The sequence below is a fragment of the Plantibacter sp. CFBP 13570 genome (assembly GCF_014841395.1).
Classification (GTDB): Bacteria; Actinomycetota; Actinomycetes; order Actinomycetales; family Microbacteriaceae; genus Plantibacter; species Plantibacter auratus.
Genome location: NZ_JACYTW010000045.1, coordinates 14,265 through 34,156 on the forward strand (window position 1 = coordinate 14,265; position 19,892 = coordinate 34,156).

Genomic DNA, 19,892 nt, shown 5'->3' on the forward strand with positions numbered 1-19,892 from the left:
CGGGTGGCGGCAACGTTACTGACGGCCCGCCCGCAGCAGAATGTGCATGATGCAGGAATCCGCGCGCGATATCAGCACTCTGCACAGGCACCCCGTCTCACCAGGTCGCTGAGTGACCCACCCGGTCCCTGAGCGACCCACCCGGTCCCTGAGCCTGTCGAAGGGGGTGTCCTCCGTGTGCACTTCGACAAGCTCAGTGACCGAGGAAGGCGGCTTGGTTGGTTACGGTCCCTGGGCCGGCTCAGAGCGAGGCCTGGATCACCTCGAAGGTCCGTGCCCCGTCGAGCGCCGCCATGTCGTGGCGGATCCCCGGGAACCGCGTGACGGTCCAGCCGAACCGTTCGTAGCGCTCGACGTCGGCTCTCGGAAGGACGAGCTTCGCGTCGTCCGACAGCACCAGCGTCGAGGGGACGGTCGGCGCCGACGGTGTCACGGGGTTCGCTGCGACGTCCTGCAGCACCTCCGCGACCATCGAGCGGTCCCACGCGGCATGGGCGGCCTCGGCGAGCGCGACGTTCGCGGGCCCCGTCGCGGGGTCCGTGCGGTCGTACAGCCAGGCCAAGAGCCGCGGCAGTCCTGGGATCGCCCAGAACAGGCGGGCTCCGAGACCGCGACCGGGGAGTTTCAGCCCGAACCCGGGATCGAGGTAGATCGCGTGCGCCGGGCGGAGCGGCCCCACGATGTCGATGAGGAGCCGCCCGCCGAGGGAGTGGCCCACGATCGCGTCGAGGCCGGTCGGCAGCGTGTCGACGAGGTCGGCCGCGAGTGAGGCGATGTCGTAGCGCTCGCCCCGGGTCCGATCGGCGCGTGGGCTGGAGCCGTGACCGCGCAGGTCGACGAGCAGGAACGTGTACCGCTCCGGGTCGGACGCTGCGACGACGTCGGTCCAGGCGGCTCCGTCGGCCAGGAACCCGTGGATGAGGGCGATCCGGACCGGTCCGTGCCCGCGTTCCTCGACGTGCAGTCGCATGGCCCTCCTCCGTCGGCGCTGGTGACGACTCTACGCGGCGACGCCGCGCTGCGTCGCTGTACTCAGGAGCGCACGAGCAACCAGGCGAACGCGGCGAAGGACACGAGTCCGAGTGCTGCGCCGACGATCGATCCGATGAGGCTGAAGGTGGGCCAGGGGGCGCCGGGTTGGCGACTCATCCTGATGCCCTGGGCGGCGAACAGCAGCGGCACGAAGCAGGCGAGCACCGAGAACGTCCATGACCCGCCGTCTCTCGCCGTCGCGGCGACGAGGTAGATGGAGAACGCGGCGATGGCGATACTGAGGATCGCGCACGCGCGCGCCGAGATCGGTTCGTTCTTCGCAGCCATGGGCTCAGGGTATCGAGTGGGGCAGCCGCCGACCAGAGAGCAGAATGGAAGGCATGACCGACGCGCCGCCGACCCTGACGGAACGACTGACGCTCACGCGTCCCACCGAGCGCGATCTGCCGGAGCTCCACGAGCTCCATGCCGACCCCGCGGTCTGGACGCACCTGCCGTCCGCCCGACACGTGGCGCTCGCCGAGACCCGTGCGTTGATCGAGCGGTATCAGGCCGGCTGGGAGGCGAACCGTCTCGACGTGTGGGTGGCGCGCGACACCTCGACGGGTGCGTTGGTCGGCATCGGTGGCCCGAGCCTGCGTGGCGGGGTCGCCTGGAACCTCTACTACCGCCTGGCGCCCGCGGCGTGGGGGCGCGGATACGCGCAGGAGCTCATCGCGGCCGCGCGAGCCGCCGCATCGGCGTCGGCACCGGATCTGCCCGTGGTGGCGTTCCTCCTGAAGCACAACGAGGGATCACGACGGGCTGCCGAACGCGCGGGGTTGGAGGTCGTCTGGCGTGGCCCCGACGCGGGCAACCCGGATCCCGATGCCGTGCGCCTCGTGTTCGCCGACCGGGCGCTCAGCGACGAGGCGCTCCGCGTGTTCGTGGGCTGAACCACCGCTGCACCCGATCTCCGAGCGTCTCGAAGGACGCCGCTTCCGGGCGCGACCGGGTATTTTCGGTCAACCGGCCGCGAAACGCAAGCAGTCTGTTCACCGGAGACGTTCCTCGATACGGTTGGAAGATATGTCAGCCACGGTCGAGATGGAACACATGAGTCAGGTAGAACGCGAACGCCCGCTCCTGCGCAAGGGGAGCGAGGCGAGTTTCGTCCGGTGGGCCTTCGACGGTCGCTCCTGGTGTGCCGACCTCGTGAGCGGACAGTACCGAGGCGCGACGAAGACCGGTTGGCTCCTGCAGACCGAGAACGAGCAGCGGGAACTGTCCAACCAGGAGTGGGCTCCCTGCATGGCGTGAGCCGGCACTGAGTCGCCCGACACTACACGGAAATCCAAGAATTTCGAGCAGTTTTGGGCAAGTCAAGGCTCAGACGGTGATCGACGGCTCGTCGCTCACCGAGAGCGTGAGCACGGCCTTGCCGATGAGCTCGTCCTGTTCGAGGTCGCCCTCGAGTCGGCGGAGCTGACGCGCGACGTCGTTCTCGCGGTCGTCGCCGACGAGGTCGACCGACGCGACGAGGAACAGACGTTCCGGTCCGCTGAACTCGAGGTACAGCGCCGTGACCCGCTCGATCTCCGGGTGCGTCAGGAGCGCGGTGATCGTCTGCGCGCGGTAGGCGGGGCTCGGCGAGGCCCCGAGGAGATAGCGCCGGTTGCGGTTGATGAGCAGCAGCGCGACCCCGCCGAGCAGGACGCCGATCGCGATCGAGCCGATCGCATCCCACACCGGGTCGCCGGTCACCTGGTGGAGGCCGATGCCGGCCCCGGCGATGATGAGGCCGAGCAGTGCTGCGGAGTCCTCGAAGAACACCGAGCGGAGCGTCGTGTTGGAGCCGTTCACGATGTAGTCGAAGAAGCCGCGGCCGTACTTCTTCGCCGTGCGCCGACCCTCGAGGATCGACTGGGTGAAGGAGAACCCCTCCAGGAGGAAGGCGACGCCCAACACGAGGTAGCTGAGGGCGTAGTTCTCCATCGCCTCCGGTGCGGTGAGGCTCTGGATACCGTGCTGGATCGAGACGACCGCACCGACGGTGAAGATCCCGAAGGCGGCGAACAGCGAGAAGATGTACGCGTCACGGCCATAGCCGAGCGGATGTGCGGCGTCGCGTTGCTTGTCGGCCCGTTTGTCGGCGATGAGGAGGAAGATCTCGTTCCCCGCGTCGGCCCACGAGTGCGCGGCCTCGGCCAGCATCGACGCCGACCCGGTGAGCGCGGCGACGATGGACTTGGCGATGGCGACGATGACGTTGGCCAGGAAGGCGATCACGACGGTCATGCGCCAACGCTACGCCCAGCCGGAGTGCGCCGCGTACGCCCGGACATCCGGACGACCGCGGTCCGGGCCTCAGGATTTCAGGACGCGTAGCGCGGAGCCCTTATGTGCGGCCTTCGCGCCGGTCTTCTCGGACTCCACGATGAACGCGGGCTCGTCCTTCGACGCCGTGAAGTGCTGGTCGTCGAACTGGAAGTCCGCGGTCTTCCGCTCGACGACCTTCCCCTGCGTCCGCCCCTGCGAGGTGCCCCACGACACGCGGTCACCCACTCGTACGTCTGCCATGCTGCCTCCTCGGCGCTCAACGCCGCGCGCGCGACGTGACAGCGACGATGCCAGCGTGTCGGCGGCCGGACAAGCGCTTGCGCCGCGCGAGCGCAGGGGATATCCCCCGAGGTCCAGGGGCTCCGCGGGCATAGCGTGTCCCCATGGCCTCGTTCACTCCGGGAAGACCCCGACTCGCGCTCGGCATCGGCATCGTGGGAGTCGTACTCGGGGTGGCGCTCATCCCGGTCGCCATCGCGAACGCCCACGGCGACTTCGGCTTCCATTTCTGGTGGATCGTCATCGTCCCGATCCTCGCCGGCCTGTACTTCGGTGTGGCAGGAGCCGTCGCCCTCCGCAACCGCCGCTGAGGCGCACGGCAGCCGCGGGCACCCCTCGAATCTCGCGTACCGTTGGCGGGATGAGTGATGACGCCGCGACCGATGAGCACCGCAGAACCGCTGCGCACGCCTACAGTGCGCTCGGCTGCCTGCTCCTCGATGCCGGCACCTCCGTCACCGACGTCCGCGACTCCCTGGAGCGCGCCACGGTCGCATCGGGCGACGAGGGCCTGGCCTTCTCGGTGCTGCCGCAGCTCATCATCGTGAACGACGTGCGCACCGGCGCGGTGCTCGCGGCCGGCAACACGCACGGCGAGCTGTCGTTCCGGGGCGCGGCGCGGGCGAACCGGCTCATGCGCGAACTCGAGCTCGGACACTGGCCGGTCGGTGATCTGCCGGCCCGTATCCAGTCGATCCGGGAGACGCCGCGCCCGCATGCGTCGATGCACTGGGTGGTCGGGAACCTGCTGCTCGCGGGAGGGCTCGCACTGCTGTTCCGCTGCCCATGGTGGGCGATCGTCGCATCCATGCTCGTCGGTGCCTTCGTCGGCCTCGTCATCACCCTGCTGGCGCGGTGGCGGGGAGCGGTCGCGATCGCCCCGTTCGTGACGGCGTTCGTCTCGACGACGCTCGTCGGGACGCTCGCATCGGCGATGGATCTCGGCCCCGTGCCGCTGTTCGCCGTCTGCGCGCCGATCGCGATCCTCGTGCCCGGCGCGCTCATCACCAACGCCCTGCTGGAGTTGACGGCGACGGACATCGTGACGGGCTCGGCGCGCCTGATGTACGGGCTCATCGTGCTCGCCTTCATGGCGGCCGGGATCTCGGCCGGGGCGCTGCTCACCGGCCTGTCGATCGACCCCGACTCGACGGCGCTCGTCGGTCAGGTGGTCCGCGGGAGCTCGGACCTCGTCGGGTGGGAGTCGGTCCCGCCGCTGTGGTTCACGTGGATCGGCGTCGTGATGCTCGCGGCCGGGATCGGGATCGCGTTCGGCTCGGGCCGCTCCCTGACGCTGCTGACCATCTGTGTGATGGCGCTGACCTACGCGGGCATCGTCCTGTTCGCCCCACTCGTGGGGAACGCGGTCGCGACTGGGCTCACCGCCGGGCTCGTGTTCGTCGTCGCTCGCATCGTCGAGCGGTACTCGGCGGCGGTGCCGTCCAATGTCACGTTCCAGCCGGCCTTGCTCATGCTCGTGCCGGGCACCGTGGGCCTGGTCTCCCTCGCGACGCTCGAGGGCTCAGCGGTCACGGCGGCGCTGGCGGTCTTCATCAGCCTCTGTGTCGGCGTCAAAACGGCGGCGGTCCTCACCGGTGTCGTCATCCCGCCGGTGCGTGCGACCGCCCGTCCCTGAGTCGCCCGGAATCGTCCGAAACCGAGCCGAATCCGTGCAGATTCGGGCGACTCAGCGGTTCAGTGCTGCCCGCGCCCGCGCCTTGATCGCGAGGATGACCTCGGTCTTCGCGTCGGCGTAGTCGTTCATGTCGTCCCAGGACCTCCCGAGCAGCTCCCGCTTGGTGCGCTCGTACAGCGCGCGGTCGTCGGCGTCGGAACGCAGGTGGTCGCGGAGGAGGAGGTACTCGTCGATCTCCGGTGCGCCCTGCTCGTAGAGGTGCACGTGGACGTCGCGCTCCGGCGTCCGCACCATCCGATGGCGGGGCTCACGGACGCGCAGCACGTAGCCGGCGGTGAGCAGGGGGTCGAGGTAGTCCTCCTCCGCCGTGATGTCCTCCACGGCGACCACGATGTCGACGATCGGCTTCGCCGCGAGTCCGGGCACCGAGGTCGAGCCGATGTGCTCGATCGCGACGGCACTGGACCCGCCCGCGCTCGTTCCGAGGGCGTCGATGATCCGCTGCCGGTGCTCCCGGTACCGTTCGGGCCACTCCGGGTCGGCGTCGTGCAGCTCGATCCGGACCGGCTCGGGGCCTCCGACCAGCTCGAGCGTCGTGACGTCCGGGCGGCGGGGACGTCGGCGCAAGCCGCTCTGGATGGCGCGGATGTTGTCGCCGAGCGCTCCCGATGCCAGCAGTCCGCTGCCGAGCGGCCCTGACGGATCGGTGCCGAGTGCCGGCAGGAGGCGGAGTGCCGACCGGACCGCGTCGCTCAGGTGGTCGAGCTGCCAGGTGATCTCGGCCGCGCCGGCTCCGGCCTGATGCAGCTCGGCGGCTTTCGCCGCGTAGGCGGCGGCGCCGAGCGCGTGGGCTCCCATGTGCGCGACACCTGCTGCCTGCCCGGCCGACCACGCGGCGGCTTTGGCTGCGGGTGAGGACACCACCTGCGACGCTCGGTTGGCGACGAAGCGTCGGCGGATCTCCCCGGCGGTGTCGAGGTCACCGGCTGCGAACGCCCGCGCACGGGCGATCGCGTCGCGTGGACGATCGTCGTCCGGGGCCTCGGCTTCGAACAGCGGCAGTACCCGTTCGGCGCAATTGGCGGCCCACGAGGCGACGAGACGGCGGTCGGCTTCACTGAGGGACTGCGGCGAGAGCATGCTCCACCCTCGCACACCCGCCGGGCCCACCGTGGGGTGTCACCGGTTACGGCGATTGGGCCGCGAAGCGCTGGGGCCTCCTCCGTCAGGCGACTTGGACGCGCTGGTCGCCGGAGACGTACTCGATGACCAAGCCGCCGCCGACGGCCTCAAGGTACTTCCGGATCGTGCCGATCTTCGCGTTGTCGAGGTCTCCATGCTCGATCTTGGAGACCTGGCGCTGTCCGACACCGATGCGCTCTGCAAGCTGAACCTGCGTCAGACCCATTGCTTCACGCAGTTCCCGTAGCTGATGCGCTCGGATCTCACCAAGCATCCGGGTTTTGTGGGCATCCACGCGTTCGCGGTCGACAGGGCGCTCCGCGAGAAGCTGCTCACGTGTCAGAGCCATGATGCTCACTCTCCTTGGGACTTCATTCGTTGTACGTGGGCGTCGAACAAGTCGTCTGCGACAGGAATGTTCTTCGTGTACCAGGACTTCCAGTTGCCGGCTTTGTCGCCGGCCACCAGCAGAATCGCCTGCCGACTGGGATCGAAGGCGAACAGTATCCTCAGTTCGGATCGCCCTGACGAGCCTGGCCGCAGCTCTTTCATGTTCTTGTGTCTGGAGGCCTTCACCGTGTCTACGATCGGACGACCCAGTTGCGGGCCGCGCTCCTCGAGCAGCTCGATCGCGGCGATGACCTGCTCGTAGGAATCCGAGTCGAGAGACGCCAACCAATGTGTATCGGTTCGAGGTCCACGCTCCACACAGGTTCAGTTTAGACCCTACGAGGTCTGCGTGCAATGCATGCCGCGCCTGGCGGCGTGACGGACCAGACGGCGGTCGGCTTCACTGAGCGACTGCGGCGAGAGCATGCTCCACCCTCGCACACCGGTCATGCGCACCGCGTGGGCTGCCGGGCTAGCGTAGAGGGATGGCCGCCTTGAACCTGCCCGTGATCTCCTGCAGCCTTGATCCGGCGAGTCGGAGCCGGACCCTCGCTTCGGCGAGCAGCGAGCTGCTGCGCGAGCAAGGTCATGACTCCTCCGTCATCGATCTGGCCGAGATGGAACTGCCGCCGTTCGACAACGACCGGGTCTTCGAGAGCCCTGCGTTCCGTCGGCTGCATGCGTTGATCACTGCTGCGGACGGCGTCGTCCTCGCCTTCCCGGTCTACAACTGGGCACCGGCCGCAACGGTGAAGTCGCTCATCGAGGCGACCGGCGCAACCGGTGAGGACGGCAGGGTCGCCGCCTGGTTCGACAAGGTCGTGACCTTCGTCTGCGCCGCCGGCCTGCCGCACAGCTACATGGCCACCGCCACGCTCGGGCAGTCGCTCATGCTGGACTTCAAGTGCGTCATCAACCCGTACACGGCCTACCTGTCGGAGCGGGACTGGGAACGTCCCGAGGTACTGAGGGCAGACCGCGCCGAACGTCTCGCCAAGACGATGACCGTGCACGCGGAGCTGTCGGGGCTCCTCGCCGAGCGGAGCTACCGCTCGGTCTGGGAGGTGTGAGGGCGGAGCGTCACGGTCCCGCGCCTCACAACCGCACGACGAGCTTGCGGGCTGAGACGCCGCCGTGGAGTCGGTCGAGGGCCGGCTGGATCGCTTCGAGGCCTTCGCCGACCAACTCGGGGGCTGGTGCGCAGACGTGTCGTCCGCCGGCGAGCGCGCCCGGCAGGTAGTCCTCCCACAGCATCGGCCCGACCTCGTTGGTCATGAGCGAGCTGCCCCACACGTACCGCGCCGAGATCCCCGCCCGACGGGCTCGGATCTGGAGCGCGACGTTGGCCGCCACGAGCCGGGTCATGGTGCGGACGAACGTCAGACTCGGGCCGGCCCGACGCGGCAGTGACCCGAACGACACCGACGGGCTCGCGAGTGCGACGCGTCGTGCCCCGGTGGCGGCGGCGACGGCGACGGCTGGTTCTGCGGAGCCGGTCCCGACGGCGAGGACGCCGACGACCGAGGAACCACGGAGGGCGTTGACCAGATCCGCCACGACGGTCGGGCTGCGGTAGTCGAGCACGATGTCGGCACCGAGCTCGCGCATCCGGTCGTGGTTGTGCGGCGAGGCGGTGGTCGCGACCCGGTGGCCGGAGGCGACCGCGAGCTGGATGGCGTTGCTCCCGACGCTCGTGGCGCCGCCCCAGACGACGACGGTCGTCCCGGTGGGAGTGGGGAGCTCCGAGGGGTGGGGGAGCGCGAGGTGGTCGCGTTGGAAGAGGGCGGTCGCGGCCGTGGAGATCCCGAGCGGCAGGACGACGGCGTCCTCGTCTCGCAGACCGTCCGGGATCGGGGCAGCGAGGTCCGCCCGCACGACGGTGAACAGCTGGAACCCGCCCTCGGCGTCATGGCGCCGACCGCGCTCCATGCCGACCGCGTACGCGACGACCCGGTCGCCCACGGCGAAGCGACGGACGTCCGGCCCGACGGCCACGACCTCGCCCGCGACGTCCTCACCGAGCACGGCGGGCGCCGGCAGCCACCGGTACATGAGGTTCCCGGTCCGCTGTTTGACGTCGTCGAGCGGGTTCACCGCGACCGCCCGGTTCCGGATGAGAAGTTCACCCGGGCCGGGTTCGTGCATCGCGGCCGGACCGACGATGAGGTCCGCGCGGGGTGCTGGCAGCCAGGCTGCGGTGTTCGTCGACATGCGGACTCCAGGGGATCGGGACGACAGGCATCCGATTGATGACACGTCGTGCCATCACTGTACACCTGACGACACGTCGTGTCATCCACTATCCTGATCGCATGGCACGCTGGGCACCCGATGCGGCTCTCCGACTCGAGAGCGCCGCGATGGAGCTCTTCGCGGACCGCGGCTTCTCGGCGACGACGGTCCCGGAGATCGCCGAAGCCGCCGGACTCACGACGCGCACCTTCTTCCGGCATTTCGCAGACAAGCGCGACGTGCTCTTCCTCCGCGAACGGGAGCTCCCGGCGGTCGTCGGGCGGCTGGTCGCGGTGGCGCCACCTGGACTCGACCCGCTCGCGCTCGTGATGTCCGGCCTCGAAACCGTGGCCGCCGGTGAGCTGCAGCGCTGGCGGGACGACATCGCGGCCCGCCGCGCCGTCATCCGGTCGGAACCGCAGCTGCGCGAGCGGGAACGGCTGAAGTCGGCGGTCCTCACCGACGCGATGCGCGATGCCCTCGTGGAGAGTGGTGTCACGTCAGCCGACGCGGCGCTCGCCGCATCCATCGGTTCGGCACTCTTCGACGCCTCCCTCGAGCAGTGGCTCGCCGGACCGGGCGACGTGCTCCTCGTCGACGTGCTCCGCGCGATGCGCGCCCGACTCGGCGACCTCGCGGGTCGCTGACCGAGCAGACCGGGAACCGGTCGCGCGCGCAGCGTGGCCGTTCTGTTCACGACCCCGTCGTCGCCCGGTCGTACGGTGAGACCATGACACTGAGACTCGGCTTCATCGGCATCGTGACGAAGGACATGGCGGCCTCGCTCGCCTTCTACCGAGCCCTGGGAGTGCCCATCGAGCCCGGTCAGGACGATGCTCCCCACGTGGATGCACTCCTGGACGGAGGGGTGGCGCTCGCATGGGACACGGTCGAGACGATCCGCGGTTTCGACCCGACCTTCGTTCCGGCGTCCGGCGGCCACCGGATCGCCCTCGCCTTCGACCAGGGGAGTCCGGCTGCCGTCGACGCCACCTTCGCCTCGCTCGTCGATGCCGGATACGCCGGGCACGTCGAGCCCTGGGACGCCGTGTGGGGACAGCGGTACGCGACCCTCCTCGACCCGGACGGGAACTCGGTCGACCTCTACGCCGCGCTCGCCGCGAACTGAGCGGGGCTCGAGCCGACGAGGCGCCTGAACTCGCGGGAGAGGTGGGGTTGGTCGGCATAGCCCGCCGATGCGGCGACGTCGGCGATCGACGAGCCCGAGCGGAGTGATGATCGAGCTCGATGTGCGCGATCGAGGCGCACGAGCGTGGCGTAGCCGTATCCGAAGGTGGCGAGCATCCGCCGCCGGAAGGACCGTTCGGAGCCGCTCAGCGTCGCGGAGACGTCACGCGCCGGCGTCGCCTCGGACGCCGCTCGGCGGACGGCGTCCGACCAGCGACTCGCTTCGGCAAGCTGGGCTGCGAACGTCGCGAGCGTACCGATCGGGGCGGGTCCGGCTTCGAGCGGGATCATCGCCTCTCGCAGCCGTGCCGCGGTCCGACGATCGGCGACGTCGTCGAGCGGTACGAGCTGGTCCGCGATCGCTGCGAGATCGAGGCCGAGCAGGAGCCTGGCCCGCCCCGGCTGCATCCTGAAGCCGAACGACCCGGCGGCCCCGTCGGGACCGGTGGCGAGCCACCGTGTGGATGGCCCGGCCACCTCGACCCGGCCATCGCGGAGGATCAGGTCGACGCAGCCGTCGGCCGGGACGACCGCCCCGCCCGCGCTGTCTTCCGAGCGCCACAGCGCGTCGCCGGAGAGGAGGACACGCTCGGAGTACACCTGCCCAGTGTCTCAATCGGCGCGTGATGGTGTCGACACCGATCGGACCGATGTCGACCGACGACGGCCGTAGCCCGGCGCCCACCGCCAGCCGGGACGGCGATGGCGGCGCGGTCGGTCAGCGGTGTTCCGCGGAGGATCGACCGCCCTGACCGACCGGCTGCTCCGGGAGCCCGACCTGCCACAGGATGAACGCCACCACGCTGCAGACCGCGAGCGCGGCGCCGATGATCAGTGCAGCCGTGCCGGTGGAGGCGAGCCAGTCGTGGTGGCTGATCCAGCCGGGATCGTCCTGCGGGAAGTCGAGGAACGAAGCGTAGGTCGAGATGCTCACGACGCCTGCCCCCAGGAACGCCGCGGCCAAGACTGATGCGCACCAGGACAGGGTCAGCCATGCTCGGGAGCGGGTCGCACCCGCGCGCGCACGGGCGCCTCGTGATTCCCCCATGCAGGGAGGCTACCGTGACGCCGCGCTCGTCGTCCGGCTGACGGCGGGGTCTCTGATGGTCGAGGATGGAGCCATGCCGAACCGGGAGTCGTCCACCACCAACCCGTACCGGATGAGTCGACGGCGCATCACGACGTGGACTGGCGCGCTCATCGCCTCCGTGGTGCTGCTCGTCGTCGTCGCGATCGTCTTGGCCGCCATCGGCGGCGACAGTGCCGAGTCCTGGGTCGCGATCGTCCTGTTCGTGGCGTTCGGCGTACCCGTTGCTGCGGCCGCCGTCTTGGGCGGGTTGGCGATCGCCTCATGGGGGTGGGTGGCTGGCACGGTGTTCGGTGTGGGGTGGCTGACGCTGCTCGTCGTCGTCGTGAACAATGGGTTCCATCTGCTCTTCGACGGTCAGGCCGTGGGGCCCGTGATCTATGACGAGGCGATCTGGCAGGTCGTCGGGGTCGCCGGCCTGGTCGTCGGTGGGGTGCTGTTCTTCGTCGCAGGCTGGGGGAGTGGGGTGCCGATGTGGATCGGTGGACCGGCAGGCGGCGTCGACGTCTCGCGCCGGAAGCGCTCGGGCGAGGGGGACGCGGTTGTGCCGCCATCGAAGCGCAAGCCGCGCACGAAGCCGAAGCGCCGCTCGAAGCAGCAGCGACGCCGCTGATCAGCCGAGGTGATCACGGAGTCGACCCGGTCAGTCGCCGCCGCCCCCGCCGCCCCCGTCTCCTCCGCCGCCGGAGTCGCCGCCACCACCGCCGTCCCAACCGCCGGAGTCGCTTCCGCCGTGGTGACCGCCGCCGTGGTGACCGTCGCTGTCGACGATGAACGGCATGCCGGAGTCAGCGGTCGTACCCCCGCGATGCTTCGACGCGCCGGTACGTCGTCTGGCCTGCACGGTGATCGTTACGACGATGACCGCGACGACGGCGAGGACCGCGATCATGATGACGGTTGAGCTGTCCATGGCTCGACCGTAGCGATGTCCGACGGCTGTCGCATCACCCGCGCGACGAGTATCGGCGTCCGACCGGACCTCAGCGCCTCGGGATCGTGGAGCCGCGGAGGACGAGGCGGCCCGGCAGGTATTCGACCCCTTGCGCGACGTCCGTGCCCTCGATCGCCTCGAAGATGCGGGTGGCGGCGAGCCGGCCGAGCTGTTGCAGGTTGGCGTCGATCGACGACAGTTCCGGGCGCGAGTTGGTGGCCAGGATCTCCCAGTTGTCGAAGCTGACGACCGCGACGTCGCTCGGGACGTCGCGCCCGAGGTCGCGGACGGTGTCGAGCACGCCGCGGGCGATCTGGTCGGAACCGGCGACGATGCCGTCGATCTCCGGGTGCTGTGCGAGCAGCATCGCCGCCGCATCGCGACCCCAGTGCTCCGTCCACTCCGAGAACATCGGCGTGCCGACGAGGTCCAGACCCGCTGCGGCGAGGGCGTTCTGCACACCCGTCACGCGGTCCCTGGCCGCCGCGTACTGCGGTTCGCCCGTGATCATCGCGATGCGGGAACGGCCGCACGCGATCAGGTGCTCGACGGCGAGACGCCCGCCGTCGCGGTTGTCGGGGGTGATCGACACGTCGGTCGGGTCATCGGACGGCGCGTAGGCGTAGACGACCGGGACGGGCAGTTTGTGGCCGAGCGAGGGGCGTGGGTCCGTCGTGCGGCCCACGACGATGATGCCGTCGACCCGTCGGGTGAGGAGCGCGTTCAGGTGGTGTTGCTCGCGGATCGCGTCGCCGCGGGCGTCGCACAGGAACACGTTGACCTGCCCGGCACCGAACGCGTCCTCGGCGCCCATGAGGATCGGGATGACGAAGCGACCCTCGAGGTCGCTCGTCAGGAGACCGACGGTGCCGGTGCGCCCGTTGATCAGGCTGCGCGCGAGTTCGTTGGGCGTGAAGGCGACCTCCTTCGCGGCGTCGAGCACCCGCTGCCGGGTCTTCGGGGCGACCTCGCTCCGTCCGTTGATGGCCTTCGAAGCGGTGGCCATCGAGACGCCTGCGATGCGCGCGACGTCGCCCAAGGTCGCGGCTCGGCCGGGGGTACCGGTTGCCGAAGCACCGACATCACTGTCTGGCATTGCTCCCCCTCTTCGTTTCCGAAACGTTACCGGACTTCGCTCTTGACGCTACACCGATCCCAGGCTAGCTTTACCGAAAGGCGTTTCGACAGTTTCGAAAACCTCCCATGCACCGCCGGGCCCGACCGGTCCGCTCAACGATGAGTCAGAGGAGTCACCATGCGCAGCACGCACACCAGACGGATGCAGCGGGTCGGAGGGGTGTTGGCCGCCAGCGCCCTCCTCGTCGGCCTCGCCGCCTGTTCCTCCGGGGGCGGTGGCAGTTCCCCACTCGCCAGTGCCGGGCCCGAGGGCGTCGACGACGGCTCCGAGCTCACGCTCTGGACCCGCGCCCCACTCGAGAAGCAGGCGAAGCTCCTCGTGGAGGCCTACAACGCCTCGCACGAGAACCAGGTGAAGCTCACCGTCGTCCCGAACGACGACTACGTCGCGAAGGTCGGTGCGGCGGCCGGCTCCGACAGCCTCCCCGACCTGTTCGCCGCCGACATCGTGTACGTCCCGAACTGGGTCGAACAGGGCCTCTTCCAGGACCTCACCGCGAACATCGACGGGCTCGACTTCAAGGACGAGATCAACCAGGGCCACCTCGCCGCCGGCACCGCGGACGGTAAGGAACACGTCCTCCCCTTCGTCCTCGACCTCTCGATGCTCTTCTGGAACAAGGAGCTCTACAAGGAGGCCGGCCTCGACCCCGAGCAGGGCCCGACCACGTTGGCCGAGTTCGCCGAGGACGCGAAGGCCGTCCAGGCCCTGAACAAGCCCGACACCTACGGCACCGCGACCGGCCTCAACTGCGGCGGGTGCCTCGTCTTCACCTGGTTCCCCAGTGTGTGGGCCGAAGGCGAGCAGGTCATGAACAAGGAGGGCACCGAGTCCCTCCTCGCCGAGGACGGCGCGAAGGAGGTCTACAGCACGTGGGCCGACCTCTGGAAGTCGGGCGCCGTGCTCCCGTCCTCGAAAGACGAGGCCGGACCCACCTGGACCGCCGGCTTCACCGAGGGCAAGGTCGGCGTCATGCCGTACCCGGCGACGCTGCTCTCCTCGACCCCCTTCGACGTCGGCGTGTCCGGCATCCCCGGCCCGAAGGGCGGCGACTCGACCTTCGTCGGCGGCGACGGCATCGGTGTCTCGAAGGACAGCAAGAAGGCCGCACAGTCGTGGAACTTCCTCAGCTGGCTGATGTCCGAAGACGCGCAGGTCGGTGTCCTCGCAAAGGACAACGACGTCGTCTCCCGCTCCGACCTCGCCGAGAACGAGTACTCGAGCAAGGACCCGCGCCTCGTCACGATCAACGAGGTCGCCTCGAAGGGTGACACCCCGTACTCGCTGAACTTCCAGGAGGCCTTCAACTCGCCGACCAGCCCGTGGCTGACGCTCGTGCGGAACGCGGTCCTCGAGGGTACCGACACGGTCGACGCCGACAACGACGCGATCACGGACGTGCTCTCGCAGTAGCCCGATCCGCCGGTGCGCCGCCGCATCCCTCACTGCGACGGCGCACCGGCATCCACCCGCTTCGAAAGGTCCACCCATGAGTACCACCCTCGCCAGACGAGGCCCGACGGATTCGGTCGGTGCCAGGAAGCGTCGAGCCGTGCACGCCCGCACCGGCTGGTTGTTCGCGCTCCCCACCGCCGTGTTCGTCATCCTCCTGTTCCTCGTCCCGCTGGGGCTCGTGTTCCAGATGGCGGCCTCCGACTGGCCGCTCCTCGGCGGCAACCAGGGTGTGAACTTCCCCGAGAACTTCCCGAAGGCCATCGACAACCGCTTCTTCCTCGACTCGGTGGTCTTCACGCTCAAGTACACGGCCATCGCGACCGTCCTGCTCATCGGCCTCGGCCTCGGTCTCGCGCTCCTCGTGCAGGAGTCCAGCCGGTGGAAGGGCTTCCTCCGCACCGCGTTCCTCATCCCGAGCGCCCTCGGCCTCGCCTCGGCGTCGCTCCTCTTCTACGTGCTGTACTCGCCGATCGCGGGGCCGTTCGCCGACCTCACGAAGGCCATGGGCTTCACCTTCCTCGGGACCCCGGACGCGGCGCTCTGGTCGACGGTGTTCCTCATCGTCTGGCGCTTCGCCGGCTTCTACATGCTGCTCATGCTCGTGGGCCTGCAGGGCATCCCGGAGGAGGTCTACGAGGCCGCCCGCATCGACGGCGCGTCGCGTTGGCAGACCTTCCGCGACATCACCGTCCCGCTGCTGAAGCCGACCCTCGCCCTCACCACGGTGATGTGCGTCACCGGCTCGCTCCTCGCGTTCGAGCAGTTCTACATCCTCACCAAGGGCGGTCCCGACAACAGCACCATCACCATCGTCCAGCTCATCTACAACGTGGCGTTCCAGGGCCCGAACAACCTCGGCGTCGCCGGCGCGCTGTCGGTCATCGTGCTCGCCGCGCTCATCGTCATCAACATCGTGCAGATCCGCGCGTTCAGCAAGAAGGTCGAGGACTGAGCATGACCATCACCCGAAAGGAACCGGCCACCGTCACCTCGACGATGCCCGACGTCCGTGGTCACGGACGCACTCGCGGCCGCGGACGGGACGGGAAGCCGACGAACTTCTTCGGTATCGCCATCCGGATGCCGTTCTGGATCTTCACCGCGGCGCTCGCCGTGATCTTCCTCTACCCGCTCGTCTGGACCGCCGTCCGCTCGGTGTCTCCGCTTGCCGGTACGAACCAGACCGAGGGGTGGGGGCTCGGCAACTACATCACCCTCGCCGGGTACCAGGACGGCATCCTGCAATACATCGGCAACTCGGTGTTCGTCTCGCTGCTGACCGTGATCCTCACGCTCGTCATCTCGCTCTTCGGCGGGTACGCCTTCGCGAGGTTCCAGTTCCGCGGCAAGAACGCCCTGTTCCTCGCCACCATCGCGATCCTCATGGTCCCGTACGCGACGCTGCTCATCCCGCTCTACGTGCTCCTCAACCTGGTCGGTCTCTCCAACTCGCTCGTCGGGGTGGCGCTCGTGCTCACCATGTTCCAGCTGCCGTTCTCGACCTTCATGATGCGGATCGCCTTCGAGTCGATCCCGAAGGAGCTCGACGAGGCGGCGATGGTCGACGGCTGCAACTCCTGGACCGTGCTCTGGAAGGTGCTCGTCCCGGCGGTCAAGCCCGGCCTCATCACCGTGGGACTGTTCGCGTTCCTCGCCGCCTGGAACGACTTCATGGCGCCGCTGATCCTCATCAACGACTCCGCGAAGATGACCCTGCCGCTCGCCGTCTCCAACCTGCGCGGCCAGGTCCAGGGCGTCGTGGACTACGGCGCGACCGAGGCCGGCGTCGTCGTCCTCGCGTTGCCGTGCATCCTCCTCTTCCTCATCCTCCAACGTCACTACGTGCGCGGCTTCATGTCCGGCGCATTCAAGGGGTAACCATGAGCACCACCACCAGCACCACGCCCACCACGTCCACGACGCCAACGACGTCGGTGACCGTCGCAGCCCCGGTCGTCCCCACCACCGGCGCGCTGACGCCGCTCGGCCTCGACGAGGTGCGCATCACCGACGGCTTCTGGGCCGACCGCCAGCGGGTCAACGGCACGGCGACGCTGCCGCACGTCGAGCACTGGCTCGAGCGGGAGGGCTGGCTCCGCAACTTCGACCTCGCCGCCGCCGGCTCGCTTCCTGACGGCCGCCGCGGACGGGAGTTCGCCGACTCCGAGGTCTACAAGTACCTCGAGGCCGTCGCGTGGGAGCTCGGACGGCTCGGCGGTGACGAAGCGCTCGAGTCGCGGTTCCGCGCGATCGTCGACCGAGTCGCCGCCGCGCAGGAGGCCGACGGCTACCTGAACACCCGCTTCGGTCGCCCGGGTCAGGGTGAGCGCTGGTCGGACCTCGAGTGGGGGCACGAGCTGTACTGCCTCGGTCACCTCATCCAGGCGGCCGTCGCCCGGGAGCGGACGAGCCCCGGCTCCGACGACGGGCTCCTCGGGATCGCGACGCGGGCCGCGGATCTCATCTGCGAGGTCTTCGGCGCCGACGGCATCCAGTCCGTGTGCGGGCATGCCGAGGTCGAAGTGGGGCTCGCAGAGCTGTCACGGGTGACGGGCGAGCCGCGCTACCTCGAACTCGCGTCGCTGTTCGTCGAGCGTCGCGGCACCGGCGTGCTCCAGGACATCGAGTGGGGCCGCGCGTACTTCCAGGACGACGTGCCGATCCGCGAGGCGGAGGCGTTGCGGGGCCACGCGGTCCGCGCGAACTACCTCGCGGCCGGCGCCACCGACATCGCGGTGGAGCACGGCGACGACGGTCTGCTCGACGCGCTCCGCGGCCAGTGGGACCGGACGATCGCGCGCCGCACCTATCTGACCGGCGGTCAGGGATCGCACCACCAGGACGAGGCGTTCGGCGAGGACTTCGAGCTGCCGTCCGACCGCGCCTACTCCGAGACCTGTGCCGGTATCGCGTCGATCATGTTCAGCTGGCGACTGCTGCTCGAAGACCGCGACGTCCGGTACGCCGACCACATCGAGCGCGTCCTCTACAACGTCGTCGCGACCTCGCCGTCGGCCGCCGGCACCGCGTTCTTCTACGCCAACACCCTGCACCAGCGCACGCCGGGGGTGTCGAGCCCAGACGACGAGGTGTCGCCGCGGGCGTCGTCCTCCGAGCGTGCGCCGTGGTTCGACGTCTCCTGCTGCCCGCCGAACGTCGCCCGGACCCTCGCGAGCCTGGCGGCGTTCGTCGCCACGAGCGACGACCACGGCGTGCAGATCCATCAGTTCGCAACGGCGTCGATCGACACGGTCATCGGGGGCGAGCACGGCGGGCGGTTCCGGGCTGAGCTCGTGACTGACTACCCGCGCTCCGGTGTGGTCTCGCTGCGGATCCTCGAGGCGCCGAGTGAGGTGCTCACCGTCTCGTTGCGCGTCCCGTCGTGGGCCGATGACGCGGTGGTGACCGTCCGGCCAGCCGAGGGCGAGCCCACCGATCGCGCCGTCACCCCGGGCTACGCCGACGTCGAGCGGTCCTTCGTCCCCGGTGACGTCGTGGAGCTGACGTTCAGCGTCCGTCCGCGGGTCACCCTGCCGGACCCCCGCGTGGACGCCATCCGTGGCACTGTCGCGATCGAGCGCGGACCCGAGGTCTACTGCGTCGAGTCGGTGGACCTCCCGGGCGGTGACGAGGCGATCGCTCGCATCGAGGTGGGGGAGGGTGTCGTCCCCGTCGAGGACGCGGACGGTCGGCTGTCGATCGAGCTGCGCACCCGGAGTCTTGCCGACACAGCTTGGCCGTACGGCGACGCCTTCGTCGCGACGGGTGCCGACGAGACGTTCACCGCGAGCATCGCGCCGTACCATTCCTGGGCCGAGCGCGGACCGTCCACGATGCGTGTCTGGATCCCGATCACCCGGGCGTGAGGGCGGGGCGCGTCATACTGGTGTCTCGTCGACCAGCGATCCGGAAGCAGCCATGACGTATCCTCCGAACCCTCAGGTCCCCTCCGGCCAGCCGCCGTATGGCCAGCCGCAGTCCGGCCAGGCGCCCTACGGGCAACCGTACGGGCAGCCCCAGTACGGCCAACCACCCTACGGCCAGCCGCAGTACGGCCAGGCACCGTACGGTCAGCCGCAGTACATCGCGCCCCCGCCCAGGGGCGCCAGCTCGCCGGACGACCTGACCCTGCCGCTCTACGGGGCGACGTTCCGCCAGGCGACCAAGCGGTTCTTCAAGCAGTACGCGAACTTCTCGGGTCGCGCGTCGCTCAGCGAGTACTGGTGGAGTTCGCTGCTCACGACGATCCTGATCCTCATCCCGACGCTGCTCGTCATGGTCGGTGCCATCATGACCGGCGTCGCAGCAGCGACGGCTGCGCAGGAACAAGACCTGTCCGGGGGTGGCTATGACTTCGCGGAGCCTGGGCCCATGGAGTTCGGCATGCGCGCGCTCCTCATCCTCGGGGTGATCCTGCTGTTGGTGGTGTGGTTCGCCCTCATCGTGCCGAGCCTGGCGATCACCTGGCGGCGCCTCCACGACGCGAACTTCCCCGGTCCGTACTACTTCTTCACGCTCGTCCCCTCGATCGGGAGCGTCATCATCCTGGTCCTCGTGCTGCTGCCGTCGAAACCGGAGGGCCAGCGCTTCGACCGTCCGGCGCAGGTGCCGCCCGGGCGCTGAGCCGCACTTCACGCCGGCAGTCCGGCGGCCTTCCGCAGCAGGACGTCGCGCTCGCGGTCGTTCGCTGCGAGGTGCGCGGCGGTCAGGAGTTCCGAGCGGGCCTCCTCGGTGCGCCCCAGCCGTGCGAGCAGTTCGCCGCGGACGCTCGGGATGAGATGGGATCCCCGGAGTGACGCATCGTCGGCGAGACTGTCGACGATGCGGAGTGCCGTCGCCGGGCCGGTCGCCATCGACACCGCTATCGCGCGGTTGAGTTCGACGACCGGATTGGGGGCGATCCGTCCGAGTGCCTCATAGAGGATCACGATCCCTTCCCAGTCCGTCGCCTCCACGCTGGGGGCGACCGAGTGGCACTGCGCGATGGCCGCCTGCAGTGCGTAGGCGCCGCGTCCCCGGCCGAGCGCGTCGGCGCGGGCCAGCGCCGCCGTTCCGCGGC

Annotated in this window: 25 protein-coding genes and 1 pseudogene; 13 read left to right on the top strand and 13 right to left on the bottom strand. The window is 69.4% G+C overall.

Annotation, left to right across the window (positions count from 1 at the left end; all coding sequences use genetic code 11):
- Window positions 1–241: 241 nt before the first annotated feature.
- Together IFT89_RS14385 and IFT89_RS14390 are read right to left on the bottom strand one after the other, a co-directional pair.
- Complete coding sequence (locus tag IFT89_RS14385; protein ID WP_191940081.1) at window positions 242–970, bottom strand: alpha/beta hydrolase; 729 nt, start codon at window positions 968–970, stop codon at window positions 242–244.
- 62 nt (window positions 971–1,032) lie between these two features.
- The gene (locus IFT89_RS14390; RefSeq protein ID WP_191940082.1) at window positions 1,033–1,320 is read right to left on the bottom strand and encodes a hypothetical protein; all 288 of its coding nucleotides are present in this window, start codon (window positions 1,318–1,320) and stop codon (window positions 1,033–1,035) included.
- 53 nt (window positions 1,321–1,373) lie between these two features.
- On the opposite strand from IFT89_RS14390, the gene IFT89_RS14395 reads away from it, so the two are divergent.
- Window positions 1,374–1,928, top strand: coding sequence for a GNAT family N-acetyltransferase (locus IFT89_RS14395; RefSeq protein WP_202939307.1), 555 nt, complete (start codon window positions 1,374–1,376; stop codon window positions 1,926–1,928).
- Window positions 1,929–2,088: 160 nt separating this feature from the next.
- On the top strand, window positions 2,089–2,292 hold the full coding sequence (locus IFT89_RS14400; RefSeq protein WP_124768057.1) for a hypothetical protein: 204 nt from the start codon (window positions 2,089–2,091) through the stop codon (window positions 2,290–2,292).
- Between the two features lie 69 nt (window positions 2,293–2,361).
- On the opposite strand, the gene IFT89_RS14405 is transcribed toward IFT89_RS14400, so the two are convergent.
- Entirely contained in the window at window positions 2,362–3,270 is a 909-nt protein-coding gene (locus tag IFT89_RS14405) for a cation diffusion facilitator family transporter (protein ID WP_202939308.1), read from the bottom strand.
- Between the two features lie 69 nt (window positions 3,271–3,339).
- Window positions 3,340–3,552: a DUF2945 domain-containing protein gene (locus tag IFT89_RS14410; RefSeq protein WP_191940084.1), complete on the bottom strand. Its 213-nt coding sequence runs from the start codon at window positions 3,550–3,552 to the stop codon at window positions 3,340–3,342.
- A gap of 143 nt (window positions 3,553–3,695) precedes the next feature.
- Between IFT89_RS14410 and IFT89_RS14415 the strand changes: the two genes are divergently transcribed.
- Together IFT89_RS14415 and IFT89_RS14420 are read left to right on the top strand one after the other, a co-directional pair.
- On the top strand, window positions 3,696–3,902 hold the full coding sequence (locus IFT89_RS14415; protein ID WP_191940085.1) for a hypothetical protein: 207 nt from the start codon (window positions 3,696–3,698) through the stop codon (window positions 3,900–3,902).
- Between the two features lie 50 nt (window positions 3,903–3,952).
- Window positions 3,953–5,227 (top strand): threonine/serine exporter family protein, encoded by a 1,275-nt coding sequence (locus IFT89_RS14420; protein ID WP_202939309.1) that lies wholly within the window; start codon window positions 3,953–3,955, stop codon window positions 5,225–5,227.
- Between the two features lie 51 nt (window positions 5,228–5,278).
- Here IFT89_RS14420 and IFT89_RS20825 read toward each other — a convergent pair whose 3' ends face one another.
- The 3 genes from IFT89_RS20825 to IFT89_RS14435 form a co-directional block, all read right to left on the bottom strand.
- Window positions 5,279–6,367 carry a GrpB family protein gene (locus IFT89_RS20825; protein ID WP_307783523.1) on the bottom strand — a complete coding sequence of 363 codons (1,089 nt, stop codon included), beginning with the start codon at window positions 6,365–6,367 and terminating at the stop codon, window positions 5,279–5,281.
- A gap of 85 nt (window positions 6,368–6,452) precedes the next feature.
- The gene (locus IFT89_RS14430) at window positions 6,453–6,758 is read right to left on the bottom strand and encodes a helix-turn-helix domain-containing protein (RefSeq protein ID WP_202939310.1); all 306 of its coding nucleotides are present in this window, start codon (window positions 6,756–6,758) and stop codon (window positions 6,453–6,455) included.
- 5 nt (window positions 6,759–6,763) lie between these two features.
- On the bottom strand, window positions 6,764–7,084 hold the full coding sequence (locus IFT89_RS14435) for a type II toxin-antitoxin system RelE/ParE family toxin (RefSeq protein ID WP_213014285.1): 321 nt from the start codon (window positions 7,082–7,084) through the stop codon (window positions 6,764–6,766).
- Between the two features lie 200 nt (window positions 7,085–7,284).
- Here IFT89_RS14435 and IFT89_RS14440 point away from each other — a divergent pair, with 200 nt between their 5' ends.
- Entirely contained in the window at window positions 7,285–7,869 is a 585-nt protein-coding gene (locus tag IFT89_RS14440; RefSeq protein WP_137242743.1) for an NADPH-dependent FMN reductase, read from the top strand.
- A 25-nt stretch (window positions 7,870–7,894) separates the two neighbouring features.
- Here IFT89_RS14440 and IFT89_RS14445 read toward each other — a convergent pair whose 3' ends face one another.
- Window positions 7,895–9,010 (bottom strand): zinc-binding alcohol dehydrogenase family protein, encoded by a 1,116-nt coding sequence (locus IFT89_RS14445; protein WP_202939312.1) that lies wholly within the window; start codon window positions 9,008–9,010, stop codon window positions 7,895–7,897.
- Window positions 9,011–9,111: 101 nt separating this feature from the next.
- On the opposite strand from IFT89_RS14445, the gene IFT89_RS14450 reads away from it, so the two are divergent.
- On the top strand, window positions 9,112–9,678 hold the full coding sequence (locus IFT89_RS14450) for a TetR family transcriptional regulator (RefSeq protein WP_202939313.1): 567 nt from the start codon (window positions 9,112–9,114) through the stop codon (window positions 9,676–9,678).
- 83 nt (window positions 9,679–9,761) lie between these two features.
- The gene (locus IFT89_RS14455) at window positions 9,762–10,160 is read left to right on the top strand and encodes a VOC family protein (protein WP_202939314.1); all 399 of its coding nucleotides are present in this window, start codon (window positions 9,762–9,764) and stop codon (window positions 10,158–10,160) included.
- Here IFT89_RS14455 and IFT89_RS20830 read toward each other — a convergent pair.
- Both IFT89_RS20830 and IFT89_RS14465 read right to left on the bottom strand, forming a co-directional pair.
- Window positions 10,136–10,819, bottom strand: a complete 684-nt coding sequence (locus IFT89_RS20830; protein ID WP_202939315.1) for a helix-turn-helix transcriptional regulator — start codon at window positions 10,817–10,819, stop codon at window positions 10,136–10,138. The two genes, IFT89_RS14455 and IFT89_RS20830, sit on opposite strands and share 25 nt — an antisense overlap.
- Before the next feature lie 118 nt (window positions 10,820–10,937).
- The gene (locus IFT89_RS14465; protein ID WP_202939316.1) at window positions 10,938–11,267 is read right to left on the bottom strand and encodes a hypothetical protein; all 330 of its coding nucleotides are present in this window, start codon (window positions 11,265–11,267) and stop codon (window positions 10,938–10,940) included.
- 73 nt (window positions 11,268–11,340) lie between these two features.
- Between IFT89_RS14465 and IFT89_RS14470 the strand changes: the two genes are divergently transcribed.
- Window positions 11,341–11,919: a hypothetical protein gene (locus tag IFT89_RS14470; protein ID WP_202939317.1), complete on the top strand. Its 579-nt coding sequence runs from the start codon at window positions 11,341–11,343 to the stop codon at window positions 11,917–11,919.
- 30 nt (window positions 11,920–11,949) lie between these two features.
- Here the strand turns inward: IFT89_RS14470 and IFT89_RS14475 are convergent, their stop codons facing one another.
- Window positions 11,950–12,219 (bottom strand): hypothetical protein, encoded by a 270-nt coding sequence (locus IFT89_RS14475; protein ID WP_202939318.1) that lies wholly within the window; start codon window positions 12,217–12,219, stop codon window positions 11,950–11,952.
- Between the two features lie 70 nt (window positions 12,220–12,289).
- Window positions 12,290–13,336, bottom strand: coding sequence for a LacI family DNA-binding transcriptional regulator (locus IFT89_RS14480; RefSeq protein WP_175116743.1), 1,047 nt, complete (start codon window positions 13,334–13,336; stop codon window positions 12,290–12,292).
- A gap of 159 nt (window positions 13,337–13,495) precedes the next feature.
- On the opposite strand from IFT89_RS14480, the gene IFT89_RS14485 reads away from it, so the two are divergent.
- From IFT89_RS14485 to IFT89_RS14505, 5 genes are all read left to right on the top strand, one after another.
- Window positions 13,496–14,791 carry an ABC transporter substrate-binding protein gene (locus IFT89_RS14485; RefSeq protein ID WP_202939319.1) on the top strand — a complete coding sequence of 432 codons (1,296 nt, stop codon included), beginning with the start codon at window positions 13,496–13,498 and terminating at the stop codon, window positions 14,789–14,791.
- A gap of 76 nt (window positions 14,792–14,867) precedes the next feature.
- Window positions 14,868–15,785 (top strand): carbohydrate ABC transporter permease, encoded by a 918-nt coding sequence (locus tag IFT89_RS14490; protein WP_085511262.1) that lies wholly within the window; start codon window positions 14,868–14,870, stop codon window positions 15,783–15,785.
- 2 nt (window positions 15,786–15,787) lie between these two features.
- On the top strand, window positions 15,788–16,711 hold the full coding sequence (locus tag IFT89_RS14495) for a carbohydrate ABC transporter permease (RefSeq protein ID WP_307783524.1): 924 nt from the start codon (window positions 15,788–15,790) through the stop codon (window positions 16,709–16,711).
- 2 nt (window positions 16,712–16,713) lie between these two features.
- Window positions 16,714–18,699: a glycoside hydrolase family 127 protein gene (locus IFT89_RS14500; RefSeq protein ID WP_202939320.1), complete on the top strand. Its 1,986-nt coding sequence runs from the start codon at window positions 16,714–16,716 to the stop codon at window positions 18,697–18,699.
- Between the two features lie 52 nt (window positions 18,700–18,751).
- Window positions 18,752–19,456: a DUF805 domain-containing protein gene (locus IFT89_RS14505; RefSeq protein ID WP_202939321.1), complete on the top strand. Its 705-nt coding sequence runs from the start codon at window positions 18,752–18,754 to the stop codon at window positions 19,454–19,456.
- Between the two features lie 8 nt (window positions 19,457–19,464).
- On the opposite strand, the pseudogene IFT89_RS14510 reads toward IFT89_RS14505, so the two are convergent.
- Window positions 19,465–19,892 (bottom strand): annotated as a pseudogene (locus IFT89_RS14510) (RNA polymerase subunit sigma-24); the annotation flags it as partial.